Origin of the sequence: Streptomyces sp. NPDC008079 (genome assembly GCF_042957385.1) — a bacterium.
GTDB lineage: Bacteria > Actinomycetota > Actinomycetes > Streptomycetales > Streptomycetaceae > Actinacidiphila.
The window spans coordinates 99,713-114,576 of record NZ_JBIBIC010000021.1 but is presented as its reverse complement, the minus strand read 5'-3'; the positions used below and the strand labels follow the sequence as shown (position 1 = coordinate 114,576).

The following is a 14,864-nucleotide window of genomic DNA, read 5'->3' as shown; positions in this document are numbered from 1 at the left end:
TCGGCACTGACAGCGGGTTTACTCCGCCTCGGCACCGCAGCGGTGGCACTCGCCACCGTCGCTCTCCGGCGGGAAGTCGTGTTCGGGGTAGCCGTCGATGCACGTGTCGTCCGGCGCCGGTTCCTCCTTCTGCGTGTGCGTGGGGACGGCGTAACCGGGACGGATGAACACGTAGACGCCGTTCTCCAGCTCGATCCAGGTCTCCGAGTCCTTGCAAACGCCTCTCTCAATTTCGCGCCGCCCCTCGTCGTTGAGCCACTGGACCTGGATGCCGCCGTGGTGCTCGTCCAGGTAGTCCTGGACGGGGGTGTTCCAGTCGTCGTAAAGGACCTGGAAGGTGTCGGCGACAGTGGCCAGTTCGACCGGGCTGACGAAAGTGGTGTTCTGGACGACGGCCTCCATCGCGGCGCGCACGCCGTCCTCACCGTGGCCGATCCGGTCGTATGCGTACTTGAGCGCCCGGCCGATCTCGCCGGGGTCGGCCGCAGCGATGTCCTGGGCCTCCCATGCGGTGCTGTGCAGGGCGTGGAGGACCGGTGACCAGCGAGCGGGAACGCTGTACCGCTGGGTGTCGGTGATATTCATGGTCTGCTCCATGGCTACTGGGTCCTTCCGCCGCACCAGTCGATGAGACCGGCCTCGATCATCTCGCCGTTGGTGAGGGTGCCCTCTTCGTTGCGGTCCGGCCAGCCCTCGACGTGCATCCACGCGGCGAAAGGGCGGGCGCTGTAGCGGGGCAGCAACTCGTTGTCGAGGACGTACTCAAGGATCATCATCTCGGTGACCGGCTGGACCTCGGCGCGGTCGTCCAGCTCCATGTCACCGCACTCGGCGAGCGCCTCGGGGTTGAGCTTGTCCATGGTGTTGCCTTTCTCAGCGGGTGATGGCGCCGGGGAAGAGGGTCGGGAAGACCGCCGTCACGCTCGGCCGGTAGGCGCCGGGGAAAAGATCGTCCATTGCCTCCACAGGAAGCCCGAGGACGGCACCCGGAGGCGTTGCAGTCGGCGCTATGCCGTCGTACTCCGCCTCGAAGTCGTGGTCGTAACCAGGCGCGGCGTTGATGGCTGCCTCCAGCCTGTCAGCAGCCCTCTCGGACAGTCCCGTCACGATGCCCGGAACGCCATCGTTACGCCAGATCGTCACGCGGTATGTCGTGCTCATGCTCTGCCCCCTGGGAAGCGAATGGGACTGTACGGTCACGGCGTGCGCTCACCCCCACGTGAGGTTGAGCGCCGCCGATGTGACGCACAGGCTCAGTCGTCCAGTTCGGTAAGGGCTGCGGCACTGAACCCGGTGGGGTTCTTCATCATGCAGGCCGACTTGACGGCATCGCTGCGGTCACGGGTACTGAGAATGTCGGCGATGCGCCACGCGCCTGCATCGGTGAGTTGTCCGTCGGCGTCGTAGTCGCTGGCGTCGATGATCTCTGCGACCTGCTCCGACGTCGCGTAGACGGTCCCGGCGCCCTCGTAATGCTTGTTGCCGGTGCCGATTACCCAGAACCACCGGGAATCCGGCATCCGTACGAGGACGGTCTCGCCGTACAAGGTGGCGAGTTCCCTGACGTGTTCGGCGGTGATGGTCATGAGGGCCTCCTGGTGGCGGCTGGTCTGTACGGATACGGCGCCGTTCGCCCCGCAGGGCGAACTTCACCGATGGCGCACAGGCTCAGTAGGTGACGGGGGTGTATCCGTCGTGGGTCCGGCAAAATTCGCTCCTGCAATCGAGGCAGTGCTGGTTGACGTACTGCGGGTCACTCTTGATGACGAACTCCGCCGCGCCGGTTCCCGTCTTGCCGCACAGCGTCTCCAGAGAGTCGGCGGCCGTACGGATGCACGCGGTCTTGCCGCTCGTGCGGACGTGCATGCTGCGCGGCAGCTCGATCGTTCGGGACGGGCCGCGCCCCTGGCAGTGAACGTCGCCAGCAACGACGGACTTCCACTCGTGCGCGGCGTGCTCGCTGTAGTTGGTGCAGCGGATGTTCATGAGGATGCCTCTCGGTCTGGTTGGACGGCGGGTCTGTACGGTCACGGCGGTACTCACACTCACGGGAGGGTGAGTACCGCCGATGTGACGCACAGGCTCAGACGCCGGGGTGTCGGTTCAGGAACGAGAACGCTTCGTCCATGCCCTTGTTGTGCCACTTCTCGAAGCCGTTGCGGTTCCGGAGTGCCCATCCCAGCTCTTGCACCCATGCGGGCCGGTCGCTGACGGGTCCCTTGTCGTATGCCTCGACGATGCCGTGGTAGTAGCTGGCAGCCTGGACATTGCCGCTCTTGCCGAGCCAGATGATGTGGCTCCTGCCGTCGATGTACCGGACGCCGTGGCCGAGGTCGCCGCCGATACCGGCCAGGCGGAATTCGCCGTCGCTGACCTCTTTGGCGTAGTTGGCGATCTTCTGGACGACGGCCTGGCTGATACGCATGGTGTGGAACCTTCCTGCCGGGGCTTCCTGCGGTGTGACACCCACTCTAGTACACACATCAGTGCGCACACAACCTTGTGCACTAAATTGAATCCGGTCGGCCGTCCGGGGAGGGAGAGGGCTTGAAGGTGACGGTGTATCCGCCGTCGGGGTGGTCCTCGACGGCGTAGCGCTCCTCCAGCAGGGCGCGCATCGTCCTGAGGCCCTCGTGCAGGGCGGCCAGCACGGTTTCCCTGGGGGCGCTGCGGAGGTCGTTGCCGATGACGAAATTCGCGTACGCGCCGGTGCGGGACCTGACGACGGTGAACCCGGTGCTGACGACGGTGAACCCGGTGCTGGTGACGGGCGGTGCGGGCGTCTTGGTGGTGCTGCGTTTCATCCCCCTGTACGCCAGGAAGCGGCTGACGTGGGTGGCGCTGACGGCGACGGGTTTGGCGGGCCACCGTTCATCGAATTCCGGATCGAAGTGCTCGCGGCGCTTCTCGTCGGCCACGTCGGGGGCGTCGTGGCCCTTGGACTTGCCGCACACGAGGGTGCGGCCGTTCTTCTGGCTGACGGCGAGACACTTCGCGTGAATGGTCCTGCGCATAGGTGTCACCAGTCCCAGGAGTCGAGGGGCATGCCGTCGGCGGTCCGTCGGCGGTCCGGGGCGGAGTGCTCCTCTATGTAGGCGTGGCGGAAGTTGACGTATGTCGCGGCCAACTGCGGGCCTTGGGCGGTGCCTGCCTCCCGGCGGCGCCGGTCCGCTTCGTCCAGGCTCTCCACCCAGTGCACGCCAATGCCGTTCCGGGCGCGGAGGGAGGAGACCTTGAATCCGGCGGTGATCGTGTTCGAGGTGGTGACGGAGCGCTGGAAACCGGCCGCTCCCAGGAATCTGGAGACGTGGAGCTTGGTGGGGGCGGACTCATTCACGGGAGGCGGCTCTCCTTCATCGGGGGGTGGGAGCGCAGCCTCCACGTGGAGGTGATGCGCACGTCGGTCTTGCCGCACTCGGGGCAGGTGACGTAACCGTGTCCGCGCTGCTTCTGCGTGGGCGTCATCAGCGGCTCGGCGTTCGTGCGGGATCCGGAGCACTCGGGCTTGCGTCTGGCGTCGGCCGGATCGAGTTTCCAGTCGGTGGGGGCGCTGGGGTAGCAGAAGGTGCACAGGAACGGCCCTTCCTGCTTGACGGCGTCCTCCTCGGTGAGGCCGGACAGCTCCGGGCGCCAGAAGAGCTGCGTCGTCATGCGCAGGGTGTGGCACTGGCGGCCGATGTGGATGTGGCCGTCCTGGACGAGGAAGAACCTCGGCCAGCCGCCCCGGACGGTCCACTCGCGGTCGAGGATCGTCCGGGCCCCCTCGTCCAGGAAGCGTGTCTGTTCCCTCAGGGTGTCCAGCCGCTCCAGCGCGGTGGAAATGGCACCCCGCCGGTCCGGGGCCTCCTCCGAGGTAAGCACGGCACGGGCCTGCTCCTCGGCCTTGTCGCGCGGGACGGGCCACTCCAGGGTGCGGCCCCGAGGGATCTTCCTGAGGTGCAGCGCGCCGTACAGGGCGTCCCACGCGGCGGTCTTGCGTCGGTCGATGCGACCGTATTCCGAGTCGAGGACGGCGTTGAATGCGTCGATTTGGCGGGGGGTCAGGGGGGTGAGCGCCGCCGGGGTGAGGGCGAGCACCTCGGCGAGGTCGGGAACGGGGGCGGTCACGGTGTCCTCCGGAGCTTGGCGGTGGCGGTAAGGCCACCGTAACGCACAGGATAGTGTGTGCACAATACAGTGCACTGAGGGGGCCGGAGTGTTTCCGGCCCCCTCGTCCGGCGGACCTAGGCCGGTCCCTCCAGAGCGCGGGTCTTCACGGCCCGGTACACGTCACCGTCGTCGGTACGCTCGATCCACACCCATCCGGCGCCGGTCAGGACGTCACGGTATCCGGCCAGCGGCTCGGCGTCCCGCCGCACGGCCCCTGCGGTCAGGCAGGTGACCAGCACACGGTCACGGTGGCCGGGCACCGGCCGCACCCACGGGCCGAACTCCCGCGACGACGGCGTCGCTGTGGGGCCCAGCACCGGGTAGCCGCCGCGCAGGAGGTCCCGTGTCGCGCGGGCCGTCACGACCGGCTGCACGATGAGGCGGAGCGCGGCGATCCGCGTGTCCTGTCCGATCACCTCAGGGAAGTGGATGACCCAGAACGCGCCGGAGTGCTTCACCCCCATCGGGCCGTGGATTCCCCTGAGCGTGGCAAGGTGCTCGCGCGTTTCCCTGCCCGTGAGGGTGAGGTGGTCGCCGCCGCTCTCGACCCGGTAGACCGTCGTGTCCTCGAACGCGTCCAGCGCCGCCCTCTTGGCCTGCCATTCGCCGAGGTGGCGCACCAGGTGCGCGGCGGTGGCCTCGACTCCGGCCGGAGCGTGGTACGTCCACTCCTCGGCCCGCCAGTCGCTCCCGTCCTCCCGGAGCACCACGGCGTACCGGGAACCCTCCCTGGTGACCGTGAACGTCGCGCCCTCGACCTCGGGCAGCGTGTAGGGCGGCAGAGCCGGGTCCGCCCCCTGGGCGGAGGACGCGGTGGCGCCTTCAGGGATCTCCACCCGCTCGCCGGACTCGGGGCTGACAAGGTGCGTGCCGTCGTCGCTGGGCTGCTGTGCCGTGATCGGTGCGGGCGCGCTCTCGACGGGGATGAGCAGGATTGTGGCGTGGTGGCCCTTGACGGTAGTCCGCAGGCCGGTCATGACGTTCTTGTACGGGAACAGGTCCCAGTCGGCGGCGCACTCGCGGCTGATGTCGTCGGCGGTGAGGATCTCCGTCTCGGGCATGCGGAGCGCCTCGGCGGTCATGGCGAGGACCTGGGCGCGGGAGGTGGTGGAGGTGCGGCGCGAGTGGTCGGGATAGGTGGTAAGGCGTACGCGGACGGTGGCCGTGGCGGGCACGAGCTTTTCCGCCTCGGCGTCGGCGTTCTCCGTGCGGGCGGCGCGCCCGGCGTTCCAGTCGAGTTCGTCCTGGGAGAGGACCACCACGGCGCGGTGGGTGTGCTGAGCGCGGACGGAGTCGAGACCGGAGAAGTCGCGGGCCTCGGCGTGGTATCCGGCGGTGGTGAGGATCTCGACGGCGCGGGCGATGTCGGCGGCGGGGAGGCGGACCAGGACCAGGGGGAAGCGGGCGCCCATGCTGCGGTTGAGGTTGTAGTCGATACGGCCGCCGCGTTCCTGCGTCACGATGAAGCCGGGCTCAAGGCCGCCGGACTTGGTGAGTCCGGCGGCCTTGAGCAGCCTGCTGATCTGCGCGGCGTTGGGGGTCTTCGCGGGGGTGCTGGTCACAGTGGGCCTCCTTGGCGGGTGGTGATGAGACCACCCTAGTGCACAACTCAGTGCACGCACAACCTAGTGTGTTAAATAGGCGATGCTGGTCTGAACCGACAGACCAGCATCGCCTGTGCGACCGGCGCTTTCAGAGATCCGGACGGATCGGCGGCGTACGGTCCGGCCGCCGGGTACGGGACGCCATCCCGGCCAGTCCCCACTTCCCCTGGCGGCGCAGGTCGGGAAGCACGCTTCCTTCCCACACGTCGCCGGTCGGCCTGCTGCGGTGGAAACCGGCGCCCCGGTGCTCCAGGCGGTCGCACACCACGCTCTTCTCCGGATGCGGCGCGCCGCACAGCTCGCTCACGAGGCTCCCAGGGCACGGGGGCCCTCCTCGTGCGGAGAGTCCGGGTACGGGTACCAAGGCTGCTGCTCGGCGTCGGCACCATGCCGGTGGGCGATGTCGGCACGCGCGATCCAGACCAGCGAGCAGTCCGAGGAGGAGTAGCCGATGCTGTAGTCGTACCAGCCCTCCCCGCGCCGCTCTCGGCTGATCACACGGCCGTCATGGTGGTGGCAGGCCCACCTGACGGCGGCCTGCCGCGTCGGTTCGGCCCGCACCACCCCCTGGTCCATGTCCAGCACGAGCCACGGCACCCCGTCGGGCGCGCAGCGAGCCGTACGGAACTCGTCAAGGGTTCCGACCCACGGTGCTTCAACACTCAGCGTGTCCACGACGTCCCAGCGACGGGGACCGCGCCCCCTGATGACTTCATTGGGGTCGTAATACGGAGTCAGGTGATAGCGGTCGTCGCTCGTGGTGTATCCGCCGTTGAGGAGGTCACGGAGCAGACGGCGGGGTTTGATCGGAGGCGGCAGTACCTGCTGCGCCTCCTCCGTCCACGTGCTGGTCATTTTCGGGGGCTCCCTGCGTGATTTCGCCTGTAACGAGGAAAGTGACGTAGTCGTTGAAGAGTTCCTGTGCGGCGTGCTTGGCCTCCTCCAGCGATCCGTACGTTCTGTCAACGCGGGTTTGCAACGGAGGGGGAAGGAGGCTTCCCGTGTATCCGCCAACAGTGAGGTAGTTGTGAGCGCCGCTGATCCAGCAGACTTCGAAGTCACCCACCCTCCCGCTCAGGGGTTGCATGGGCCACCATTCGGGTTCCACCCACACGAGCCGGGCGGCCCTGACGCCGGGGGTGTTGCTCACCCCCGGCATTCCTGCGCCACGGCGTCGAGGTGCCGGTCATCGAGCTGGAACAGGTCTCCGGTGCCGGTGAGCACGTGCAGCGCGTCCGGCCGGACGCTCTGGACGTGCTCACCGACCTGATTCGGGCCGAGCCCGGTCTCGGTCTCCCAGACGGCGAAGATGTCGCCCTTCCAGGCGCCGATGCGGGCCACGACGGTCGGCAGGTCGGAACCCACTCTGACGTCATCGGTCACGACGAGGACGGACGTCTCTCCGGTGGCGACGGTGAGTTTTCCCACGATGATGCTCATTCAGAACTCTCCTTCTGGGATCTCACAGGCGAGATCAGTACGGATGCGTTGGATCTTTTCGATTTCCCGACGGGCTTGCGGACCTGGATTTTCTAGCTCACGCATGCCGTGTGCGGCGGCCTCTGCGCCCGAAGCGAAAAGCGGCACAGGAGACTCGTACTCGCGAATGGCCCTTTCGGTCTCCGGGGTGATCTCGCGACTAATGATCAGGGCAACGCGCAGGGCCAGAAGTCCGTTGCCGTCATGGCACCCGGCCCAGCCGCCACAGATCCGACCGCGTGAATCTTCCGCGTCGTACAGGTGGCACTGGAAAAGCCGGACGGGCTGCTCGGGAGTCGGCCGGTCGTACGGAGGGAGCTTTGCGTAATCAGTCTCGTCCCAAATCCCCGACGGCACGTCCCGACGGTAAGGACAAGCACCGCACGGGGTTCTAGAGGGCGGCAGAAGGGCCATACGGTCTCCTGGATGTGCCCCACAACACAGGGCCGGGGGTGACAGACGTCCGGCGGCCCTGGTTCAACCGCCTTCAGTGCATCCACCCTAGCGCACCTCTGTGTGCATGCACAAGTGAGTGCATTGCGCGTGCTATGCGGGGACCGGGAGCACCGTCAGCGCCGGTCGGTACAGGAGCACGAACCCGTTGTCAGGATCGGTGAGCATCGTCCGGGGGCGCCCGTCCACTGCGGTCAGCGCCACGTTCATCGACGGACGCAGCGGCGTGCGCCACGCGTCATCGACGGTGGCCACCGCGCTGTGCGTGGCGCCGTACGACGTGATCACCACGTCGCCCTGCTCCAACTCCCAGGCTGCCCGCAGGTCTCCGGGGCGCGGCTCGACGGGGTAGAGCGCGTCGTGTCCGGAGGTGAACACGACGTTGCTGCCCACCGCGTGCGCGGCGGGGAGCTGGGTGAGCAGCGGGGTGCGGGTCAGGTCCAGCACCTCGACCTGGACGTCGAGGGAGTACCGGCCGCGTGCGGTGACCTGGACGACACGGTGGCGCCCGGCGCCGTCTTCGAGGAGGACGTCGCCGGGTTCCAGCTCGGCGGCCGTGCGCGCGGGGGTCGCGTGCCCGTCGACGTACAGATGGGCGCGGTGCCGGGCGGGGAGATAGGTGAACGTGCCCTGGCTGAGGAACCGCTGCGGTTCGACCGGCACACGGCCCTCGGGCACCGGTCGGCCCTCGCGGGTCCACGCGGTGCCGTCGTGGGTGAAGATCCACCGGCTGCTGACGCCGAGATGGGTGGTGTGCCGGGCGGCGTAGACGAGCCGGTCTCCGGCGGCAGGGTCGTACGGGACGTACGGGCGCGGAACGGCCGGTATACGGCTCAGGTGCGCGCGGTGCAGGCGCTGTGCGTAAACAGCCAGCCTTGTAGAACGGCTGCGGCGCACGGTGAAGGTGTGACCGCCGTACACCGAACGGAGACTCAGCGTCACCGAGGCGGCGGAACGGGTGGGGGTGCGGGTCACCACGTGGCGGTCGTGGGTTCCGCCCGCGAGCACGAGGCCCACGTACATCTCATCGGCGAGTATTGACAGGTCCGTGCTGGGCGAGCCGCTCAGCTCGTAGAGGAGCTGCTCAAGATCCATGGGGTCCACTGCGGACTTCCTTCATGGTGAAATGGCGGGTTACTTGGCGGTGCGGTCACCGTACACCCGTGTCACCTGGGGAGGGAGCAGTCCGGCGCAGTAATTCCGCCGGACGAATTTCACGGCGGAACCCCTACGGACGCGGCTCTACTGCGAGCGGAACGACATGGCCGGAACGGTGACGGGCAACTCGCACCACACGAGTTTTCCGGCGCCGGGCGTGAACGTGTAGCCGACGGCCGCCGACAGGGCGCTCACGATCGGCAGACCGCGCCCTGACGTCGAATCGCTGTCGACGTCGAGGAGAGCACGCGGCGGCCACACCGGCAGCGGAGCGTGCTCGGCGTCGTGCACTTCGATGCGCAGCCGTGCGCGGGGGCGAAGGAGTGCGGCGGCGACGACGTAGGACTCCGTGACGCGTCCACGGGTCACGTGCCGTACGGCGTTGGTCGCCAGCTCCGACAGGCAGGTGACCGCCGCGTCGATGAGGTCGCCGTCAGCGGACAGAGGGGTGAGGGCGCGCTGTAAATCCTGGCGCGCGGTGTGGATCGTCGCCTCCACGCCGACGTAGCGCTGGCGGAATTCGAGAGGCGGGTGCGCAGCCCGCGAGACGGTGAGCGGCATGTGCATGGTGGAACCCCCGGACAGGCGTACAGGCTCTGGCGGTTGGAGCCTCTCTACGCCGCAGGGGACCCGACGTAAGCAGGCTGCCCCCACGGTTCCGCAACATCGGGCATTGTGCAAGACCTTGAAGTGACATGAAATCAGTTCGGGTGACTGGCGTGTAGGACTGCATGACGGGCAGACTGAGACATCCAATCCGGCTGCCTGGGGGCTGACCATGACATACAAAGGTGTCCCGACCATCCGAAAACGACTGCTTGGACGGGAGTTGGAGCGCCGCCGTAACGCGATCGACATGCCGATCGCGGACGTCGCCAAACGCATGGGGGTCAGCGAGTCCACCGTACGCAGGCAGGAGTCGGGCCACACGGCCACGCCAGTGCCTGACCTGGAGTTCTACTTCAAGCTGTACGAGATCCCCGAAGACGATCCGATGCGGACGCGCCTGGAGGACTGGAGCAGGCAGGGACGCAAGCGCGGACCCTGGACGGAGTACCGGGACACGGTCGGGCCGACGGCTGCCGACATCGCGGACGCCGAGGAGATCGCGGCCTCGATCCAGACGTATCAGCCGCTCGTCGTGCCGGGCATCCTCCAGACCGCCGACTACAGCGCCGCTGTTCTGCGGGCTGCCGAAGAGATCGACTTCAAGGACTCGCCGTACGACATCGAGGACATGATCCAGCTCCGCGAGCGCCGCAAGCAGGTTCTCAAGCGCACACCCGCGCTAGCCATCTGGGCTGTGATCGGCGAGGCTGCGATCATGAACGCGGTGGGCGGCGAGGATGTCCTGAAAGAACAGGTCGAGCATCTGCTGCGGCTCAGCGGCAGAGGCAACATCAGCATCCAGATCCTGCCGATCAACTGCGGGGCCCATGTGGGCCTGAACGGGGCGTTCTTCAATCTCAGCTTCGACGAGTCCACGGCGTGGGACCTGACGTTCCACGAAGGAGGGAAGGGAACTTTCGATGATGATCCGAGCACAGTGCGCCTGAACTCGACAAGATTCGGCTCTCTGCAGGCCCAGGCGTTGCCGTACGCGGCCAGCAGGACATACTTGCAAGAAGCGCTTGCCAAGATGGCGGCGCGAGTTGGCTGATGATGAGTGAAGGACACGTGACATGACACAAGCAACTGCCCTGGCTGCCACCGACTGGCACAAGTCGTCGTACTCGGCGACGCAGAACGAGTGCGTGGAGAGCCGTGTCGACGGCAGGGCCGTGCTCGTCCGCGACACCAAGGCCAAGGGCGCGGGCCCCGAGCTGGGGTTCGCGCCCGACGAGTGGGCGGCCTTCATCGCGGACCTCAAGGAAGGCGGCCCCCTGGCGGGCGGCCTTCTCTGACACGCAGCACGCGAGACCCCCGGCATCGGAATTGCCGGGGGTCTCGTCTGTCTATCGTCGTCCCGCTGACGCCACTTGCGCCAGACGGCCGACGGGCCGTCACCGCACGAGCAGACCCGGCGTACGGGGCATCGGGGGCGGCTGACCGGGCGGGGGCGGAGTCAGGAACGGCGGCTGCCCGCCGGGCGGGGGCGGCTGGAGCGCCCACGGGCGGCAGCGGCTCGTGCGGAAGAAGTTCCCCGGCTCCAGCTCCACGTAGCTGCTCCCGGCCGGTGCGGCCGACGACAGGATCGAGGAGTCCTGTCCCGAGGCGTCGACCGACCGGCTCCAACGGCAGCCACGCGTACGAGAGTTGTCCTGCGAGAGGTAGATTCCGGGCGGGATGTCCTGCCCGACCCAGTATTCGCCGTCGCCCTGGACGACGACCGTGGCCGCCGTCCTCGACGACGGCGGCCTGTTGTGCGCGGCCGAAGGAGCGGGAGGCGCCTTGTGGCTGCTGACGGCAAATCCGAGGACGAGACCGAGGGCCAGCGTGACGGCGGCGATGAACCATCGGCGCAGGAAGACCGGCCGACGGCTGCTGAGGAGGCGCCCCTGGCCGGTCTCGTCCGGCTCACCGCCCATTGCTCCTGACCTTCCATTGCGCGGGGAATTAATCGAACGCATAAGCGTTATCGTTCCGTTGTGGAATGAGAAACCGGGCGGAGATGCGTTCCGCATTGCTCATGGATGGTGGTTAATGGCGACCCGGCGGCGCGAAAAACCTACTCTGACTCACGGGTAACCGCAATGCTTTACGCTTACACCCAAACAGTAGTCTTATCGGTGCAATAGGAAGTCCAAGTGGCAGTGCGTCCGCGCGCATACAGACTGCCTCCCTGCGGTGACTTTGCGTGACCGATGCCGAGGCATCCCACTGTACCGAACGCACGTTCGGACAGAGAGGGATTCACCCGAACGGATTACCTCGCGGAACGCAGCGCCATCAGGTGGAACGTCTGCCACAGCAGGGCGCCGACGGTCACGCACGCCACCAGCACCGCGCTGCGTATGCTCCAGTCGAGCGCCAGGAACCGGGCGAAAGCGCGCGGCCGGTGGAACGCGGTACGGCTCACCACGGCGGCCCACACCACCAGCGCAATGTCGGCGCCCACCGCCGCGTACGCCCACGCTTCGCGTACCGCCACGGTGGTGGAGACCTCCGCCGACGGGTTGGCTGTCGTGACCAGCCGCAGGACCACGGTGACCAGCGCGCCGAGAACGACCACGGCGGCCAGCGCCGCGAAGCTCGTCAGGACGGCGGCGAGCACGGAACCCCCTGCGAGGAGTACGGCCGCCGCGTGAACCGGTCGGCACAGCAGGTGAGGGCAGTACCGCGTGCGCGAAGGGGTGAGGGCCATGGCAGGGGTCTCCCTGTCGGAGCGGCGCCGGATACGGACTGATCTGACGCGCGGGCGGGGTCTTGGCGGGACGCGCCCTACCGTAGCGCAGAGTCATCAAACACGCATGCGACGACACCTCAACAGGCAATTTCCCACAGGGAGTTGAAGATTCGTGACGAACGGTGACAGTTCGTCAGTCCGCTGCTTGCGGCGCACATCCCACCCCGACGCACGCACGGCCCCAGGGAGCAGTCCCTGGGGCCGTGCGGAGAGCGAGAGAGCCGTCAGGTGCCTGACGGCACCACTACGGGCGCGCGCTTGGCCTTCACCGGGTCGGTCGCCTTCTTGTGGGCGTAGAGCGAGAACGCGACCGGGGCGAGACCGAGGGCCAGGCTGCCCAGGTGCGTGGCCGTCGATACGGGCATTTGCGTCGCCTTGTGAGGGGCGGCCACCGAGGTGTAGGCCATCAGGGCGAGACCGAGGACGAAATACCAGTCGGTCACCACGGCGGTACGGGCCCATCCCTTGCGGACCAGCAGCACGACCGGCTGAGAACCGGTCGCCGCCGCCATCTCCTCCTCCACGAGACCCCTCATCGCCCCCTTGGGGAAGAACAACCGCTGGACGGCAGTCGACGCCACGAAGAGAACGGCCAGGGCGCCCCAGACCACGAAGCCGCCGTGCCACAGGACCGGGATGAGGAAGATGAGGGTGAAGACGCAAGCCAGGCTGTGAAGGGGCCTGCACAAGCGGTGCGGGCACAGACGGGTGGGACGGGACGCGTGCACGGGTCACTCCTTAACGGCGGTGGTCTTGGCGGGACAGCCGAGAGCATAGCGAGACGAGGTCGTCCCCGCAGGCGGACGGCGGGTCACTGGCGCGACGCCCACGGCCAGTTCCGTCAGCGCCCGAACGCGCATATGCCCCGGCGCGCCCAACGGGCCGTCCTCGTACGAAGTTGACAATTGCGTAGGTACCTACGCTAAAATTATTCTATGCATTCAGCCGAGGACGGGGCCGCCGCCCCGCAGAAGAAGCAGCGCAGAGAACCGTTCTCCTCCGAGGAGATCGCCGAGATCCTGGGGGAGTACGCCGCCGAGCCCAAGGTGTCGAAGATCGCCGCGCGCCACCGGTCGACGCCCCCCACGATCAAGCGCCTCCTGGTGAGGAACGGCGTCAAGGGCGTTGGCCGCAGGACCTGGTCGGACGAGGAGATCGCCGCGATCGTCACCGCGTACAAGACCAGGTCGACCGTCCAGATCGCGGAAGAATACGGCACCTCGTACGACACGGTCCGCCGACTGCTGCGGGACAACGGCGTCAGGCTGCGGAACTTCAAGGAGGCCAGCGCCATCGTCATGCGATACGCCTCCGACGGCGACCTCCAGGGTCTTGCCGACGACCTCGGCGTCGAGGCGGGCGCGCTGTACGTCCTCATGGTGAAGCACGGGTTCCTCCCCGAAACTCCCTGAACCGCTCCCCCAGCCTTATGCCAGTGAATAGTGTATTCACTGGCATAAAAAAATCTGGCAGGGTAGACCCCAGCAACCCGCCAAGGAAGAGAGCCGATCATGCCCCAGCCCTGGCAGTACCCGTGTCCAGCACTCCGGGAACCGTCTCCTTACCTGATCGTGGACACTCTGCGGGCGTGGGAGCAGTTCTGGGCCGAACGCCTCCGTGCCCGAGGGCTGGGTGCACTTCTGGAGGACAACGTGACGGACGAGGAGGCCCACGCCGTCCGGGCGAGTCTGTCCCAGTTCAGCCTGAGAGACCAGGTCGCCCTGGCGTCCACGGCCAGAGACGCCAAGCCCCTGCTGCTCTGGGAGAGGCACCGAGAGGTGTACGAGGTGCACCCCGCGATGACGCGGGCACTGATCCGCATGAAGTCGGACATCAAGGTGCCCGCCAGCGTCCTGCGCAGGCTCCGGCACCCCAATCCGATGTTCACGCTCCCGGCCGCCCCGCCGGTCACCCTCCTCGACGGCCAACCAGGACGGGTGTTCGCCGTAGTGGTTAACGGCGCCCTCAGCGGTTCCTACGAACAGGGGTCCGCGACAGCCGACTTGCAGGCCAACCAGTCCATGCTGCTTGATTCCCACAGCCCGCACGCCAACGGTTACAGCGTGACCGTCTTCTCCGAAGTCCTCTCGCCTGACGGTTCCCAGGTCATCGACAACGACATGTGCCATATCACGATCCCGATCGTGGAGGATTTCACGATCGACGGCCTGATCGAGAAGACCGTCGCCGACGGCTTCGACATCGCCGCAGAAGACGCAGAAGCCAGTTCGTCGGAGCAGTCACGCCTTGTCTACCTGCGCGCCGTGACCCGTATCGTCGTCGCCCATCTGCTGTACGCGTGCTCCCGTACGTTCGAGGTCACCGACGCCCGCAACGGCAAGCCTCCGGCCAAGAGGAAGGCTGGCAAGCCTCGGCCGCCGAAACCCGCCCGTATGCGCCGTGTCGGCTACCGCATGGGCACCGCCATCGCGGACTCCCTCCGCCGCCACCAGGAAGCGCCCATGGACAGCGTCGCCACCGGCAGGAAGCTCGTTCCGCACACCCGTGCCCCGCACCTGCACATGTACCGTGTCGGCCCCGGCCGCCGGGAGATCGAGATGAAACTCCTCGACCTGATGTTCATCAACACCTCCGCCGACGACGGCACCACCGTCACCGTCCACCCGGTCCGGTAGAGCATGACCGGATCCCCGCTCCGGGACCAACCTGTCAAG

23 protein-coding genes are annotated in these 14,864 nt (G+C 67.4%); 4 read left to right on the top strand and 19 right to left on the bottom strand.

Features of this window, described 5'->3' with window-relative positions; genetic code table 11:
• Window positions 1-18 precede the first annotated feature (18 nt).
• The 16 genes from ACFZAM_RS31815 to ACFZAM_RS31740 all read right to left on the bottom strand — a co-directional run bounded on the left by ACFZAM_RS31815 (window position 19) and on the right by ACFZAM_RS31740 (window position 9,410).
• Window positions 19-597 carry a hypothetical protein gene (locus tag ACFZAM_RS31815; protein WP_391050999.1) on the bottom strand — a complete coding sequence of 193 codons (579 nt, stop codon included), beginning with the start codon at window positions 595-597 and terminating at the stop codon, window positions 19-21.
• Between the two features lie 2 nt (window positions 598-599).
• Window positions 600-860: a hypothetical protein gene (locus ACFZAM_RS31810; RefSeq protein WP_391050997.1), complete on the bottom strand. Its 261-nt coding sequence runs from the start codon at window positions 858-860 to the stop codon at window positions 600-602.
• A gap of 13 nt (window positions 861-873) precedes the next feature.
• Entirely contained in the window at window positions 874-1,161 is a 288-nt protein-coding gene (locus ACFZAM_RS31805) for a hypothetical protein (RefSeq protein WP_391050995.1), read from the bottom strand.
• 92 nt (window positions 1,162-1,253) lie between these two features.
• Window positions 1,254-1,586, bottom strand: a complete 333-nt coding sequence (locus ACFZAM_RS31800) for a hypothetical protein (protein ID WP_391050993.1) — start codon at window positions 1,584-1,586, stop codon at window positions 1,254-1,256.
• A gap of 82 nt (window positions 1,587-1,668) precedes the next feature.
• Window positions 1,669-1,986 (bottom strand): hypothetical protein, encoded by a 318-nt coding sequence (locus tag ACFZAM_RS31795; protein WP_391050991.1) that lies wholly within the window; start codon window positions 1,984-1,986, stop codon window positions 1,669-1,671.
• A gap of 97 nt (window positions 1,987-2,083) precedes the next feature.
• Entirely contained in the window at window positions 2,084-2,425 is a 342-nt protein-coding gene (locus ACFZAM_RS31790; RefSeq protein ID WP_391050990.1) for a hypothetical protein, read from the bottom strand.
• Between the two features lie 82 nt (window positions 2,426-2,507).
• The gene (locus ACFZAM_RS31785) at window positions 2,508-3,014 is read right to left on the bottom strand and encodes a hypothetical protein (RefSeq protein ID WP_391050988.1); all 507 of its coding nucleotides are present in this window, start codon (window positions 3,012-3,014) and stop codon (window positions 2,508-2,510) included.
• 5 nt (window positions 3,015-3,019) lie between these two features.
• Window positions 3,020-3,337: a hypothetical protein gene (locus tag ACFZAM_RS31780; protein WP_391050987.1), complete on the bottom strand. Its 318-nt coding sequence runs from the start codon at window positions 3,335-3,337 to the stop codon at window positions 3,020-3,022.
• A complete protein-coding gene (locus ACFZAM_RS31775) occupies window positions 3,334-4,107 on the bottom strand; it encodes a hypothetical protein (RefSeq protein WP_391050985.1) in 774 nt (257 codons plus the stop codon). Before ACFZAM_RS31775 ends, ACFZAM_RS31780 begins: the two co-directional genes overlap by 4 nt.
• Before the next feature lie 116 nt (window positions 4,108-4,223).
• Window positions 4,224-5,711, bottom strand: coding sequence for a hypothetical protein (locus ACFZAM_RS31770; RefSeq protein WP_391050983.1), 1,488 nt, complete (start codon window positions 5,709-5,711; stop codon window positions 4,224-4,226).
• A 130-nt stretch (window positions 5,712-5,841) separates the two neighbouring features.
• A complete protein-coding gene (locus ACFZAM_RS31765) occupies window positions 5,842-6,060 on the bottom strand; it encodes a hypothetical protein (RefSeq protein ID WP_391050981.1) in 219 nt (72 codons plus the stop codon).
• On the bottom strand, window positions 6,057-6,608 hold the full coding sequence (locus ACFZAM_RS31760) for a hypothetical protein (RefSeq protein ID WP_391050979.1): 552 nt from the start codon (window positions 6,606-6,608) through the stop codon (window positions 6,057-6,059). The genes ACFZAM_RS31765 and ACFZAM_RS31760 overlap by 4 nt, the downstream gene beginning before the upstream one ends.
• 291 nt (window positions 6,609-6,899) lie before the next feature.
• Window positions 6,900-7,193: a hypothetical protein gene (locus ACFZAM_RS31755; protein ID WP_391050977.1), complete on the bottom strand. Its 294-nt coding sequence runs from the start codon at window positions 7,191-7,193 to the stop codon at window positions 6,900-6,902.
• Window positions 7,194-7,646, bottom strand: coding sequence for a DUF6283 family protein (locus tag ACFZAM_RS31750; RefSeq protein ID WP_391050975.1), 453 nt, complete (start codon window positions 7,644-7,646; stop codon window positions 7,194-7,196). It abuts the gene before it with no gap.
• Window positions 7,647-7,778: 132 nt separating this feature from the next.
• Entirely contained in the window at window positions 7,779-8,789 is a 1,011-nt protein-coding gene (locus ACFZAM_RS31745; protein ID WP_391050973.1) for a hypothetical protein, read from the bottom strand.
• A 138-nt stretch (window positions 8,790-8,927) separates the two neighbouring features.
• Complete coding sequence (locus tag ACFZAM_RS31740; protein WP_391050971.1) at window positions 8,928-9,410, bottom strand: ATP-binding protein; 483 nt, start codon at window positions 9,408-9,410, stop codon at window positions 8,928-8,930.
• Between the two features lie 211 nt (window positions 9,411-9,621).
• Here ACFZAM_RS31740 and ACFZAM_RS31735 point away from each other — a divergent pair, with 211 nt between their 5' ends.
• Window positions 9,622-10,503: a Scr1 family TA system antitoxin-like transcriptional regulator gene (locus ACFZAM_RS31735; RefSeq protein WP_391050969.1), complete on the top strand. Its 882-nt coding sequence runs from the start codon at window positions 9,622-9,624 to the stop codon at window positions 10,501-10,503.
• Between the two features lie 22 nt (window positions 10,504-10,525).
• Window positions 10,526-10,747 (top strand): DUF397 domain-containing protein, encoded by a 222-nt coding sequence (locus ACFZAM_RS31730; RefSeq protein ID WP_391050967.1) that lies wholly within the window; start codon window positions 10,526-10,528, stop codon window positions 10,745-10,747.
• Between the two features lie 99 nt (window positions 10,748-10,846).
• On the opposite strand, the gene ACFZAM_RS31725 is transcribed toward ACFZAM_RS31730, so the two are convergent.
• From ACFZAM_RS31725 to ACFZAM_RS31715, 3 genes are all read right to left on the bottom strand, one after another.
• Window positions 10,847-11,371, bottom strand: coding sequence for a hypothetical protein (locus ACFZAM_RS31725; RefSeq protein ID WP_391050965.1), 525 nt, complete (start codon window positions 11,369-11,371; stop codon window positions 10,847-10,849).
• A gap of 338 nt (window positions 11,372-11,709) precedes the next feature.
• Window positions 11,710-12,147, bottom strand: a complete 438-nt coding sequence (locus ACFZAM_RS31720; protein WP_391050963.1) for a hypothetical protein — start codon at window positions 12,145-12,147, stop codon at window positions 11,710-11,712.
• A 266-nt stretch (window positions 12,148-12,413) separates the two neighbouring features.
• Window positions 12,414-12,917 (bottom strand): hypothetical protein, encoded by a 504-nt coding sequence (locus ACFZAM_RS31715; protein WP_391050961.1) that lies wholly within the window; start codon window positions 12,915-12,917, stop codon window positions 12,414-12,416.
• Window positions 12,918-13,124: 207 nt separating this feature from the next.
• Between ACFZAM_RS31715 and ACFZAM_RS31710 the strand changes: the two genes are divergently transcribed.
• Together ACFZAM_RS31710 and ACFZAM_RS31705 are read left to right on the top strand one after the other, a co-directional pair.
• A complete protein-coding gene (locus tag ACFZAM_RS31710) occupies window positions 13,125-13,601 on the top strand; it encodes a hypothetical protein (protein WP_391050960.1) in 477 nt (158 codons plus the stop codon).
• 240 nt (window positions 13,602-13,841) lie between these two features.
• Window positions 13,842-14,825: a hypothetical protein gene (locus ACFZAM_RS31705; RefSeq protein WP_391050958.1), complete on the top strand. Its 984-nt coding sequence runs from the start codon at window positions 13,842-13,844 to the stop codon at window positions 14,823-14,825.
• Window positions 14,826-14,864: the final 39 nt, after the last annotated feature.

What these genes read in the sequence shown, in the direction of transcription:
- ACFZAM_RS31815 (WP_391050999.1), bottom strand. Translation starts at nt 597, where the DNA reads ATGGAGCAGACCATGAATATCACCGACACCCAGCGGTACAGCGTTCCC.
- ACFZAM_RS31810 (WP_391050997.1), bottom strand. Translation starts at nt 860, where the DNA reads ATGGACAAGCTCAACCCCGAGGCGCTCGCCGAGTGCGGTGACATGGAG.
- ACFZAM_RS31805 (WP_391050995.1), bottom strand. Translation starts at nt 1,161, where the DNA reads ATGAGCACGACATACCGCGTGACGATCTGGCGTAACGATGGCGTTCCG.
- ACFZAM_RS31800 (WP_391050993.1), bottom strand. Translation starts at nt 1,586, where the DNA reads ATGACCATCACCGCCGAACACGTCAGGGAACTCGCCACCTTGTACGGC.
- ACFZAM_RS31795 (WP_391050991.1), bottom strand. Translation starts at nt 1,986, where the DNA reads ATGAACATCCGCTGCACCAACTACAGCGAGCACGCCGCGCACGAGTGG.
- ACFZAM_RS31790 (WP_391050990.1), bottom strand. Translation starts at nt 2,425, where the DNA reads ATGCGTATCAGCCAGGCCGTCGTCCAGAAGATCGCCAACTACGCCAAA.
- ACFZAM_RS31785 (WP_391050988.1), bottom strand. Translation starts at nt 3,014, where the DNA reads ATGCGCAGGACCATTCACGCGAAGTGTCTCGCCGTCAGCCAGAAGAAC.
- ACFZAM_RS31760 (WP_391050979.1), bottom strand. Translation starts at nt 6,608, where the DNA reads ATGACCAGCACGTGGACGGAGGAGGCGCAGCAGGTACTGCCGCCTCCG.
- ACFZAM_RS31755 (WP_391050977.1), bottom strand. Translation starts at nt 7,193, where the DNA reads ATGAGCATCATCGTGGGAAAACTCACCGTCGCCACCGGAGAGACGTCC.
- ACFZAM_RS31750 (WP_391050975.1), bottom strand. Translation starts at nt 7,646, where the DNA reads ATGGCCCTTCTGCCGCCCTCTAGAACCCCGTGCGGTGCTTGTCCTTAC.
- ACFZAM_RS31740 (WP_391050971.1), bottom strand. Translation starts at nt 9,410, where the DNA reads ATGCACATGCCGCTCACCGTCTCGCGGGCTGCGCACCCGCCTCTCGAA.
- ACFZAM_RS31735 (WP_391050969.1), top strand. Translation starts at nt 9,622, where the DNA reads ATGACATACAAAGGTGTCCCGACCATCCGAAAACGACTGCTTGGACGG.
- ACFZAM_RS31730 (WP_391050967.1), top strand. Translation starts at nt 10,526, where the DNA reads ATGACACAAGCAACTGCCCTGGCTGCCACCGACTGGCACAAGTCGTCG.
- ACFZAM_RS31725 (WP_391050965.1), bottom strand. Translation starts at nt 11,371, where the DNA reads ATGGGCGGTGAGCCGGACGAGACCGGCCAGGGGCGCCTCCTCAGCAGC.
- ACFZAM_RS31720 (WP_391050963.1), bottom strand. Translation starts at nt 12,147, where the DNA reads ATGGCCCTCACCCCTTCGCGCACGCGGTACTGCCCTCACCTGCTGTGC.
- ACFZAM_RS31710 (WP_391050960.1), top strand. Translation starts at nt 13,125, where the DNA reads ATGCATTCAGCCGAGGACGGGGCCGCCGCCCCGCAGAAGAAGCAGCGC.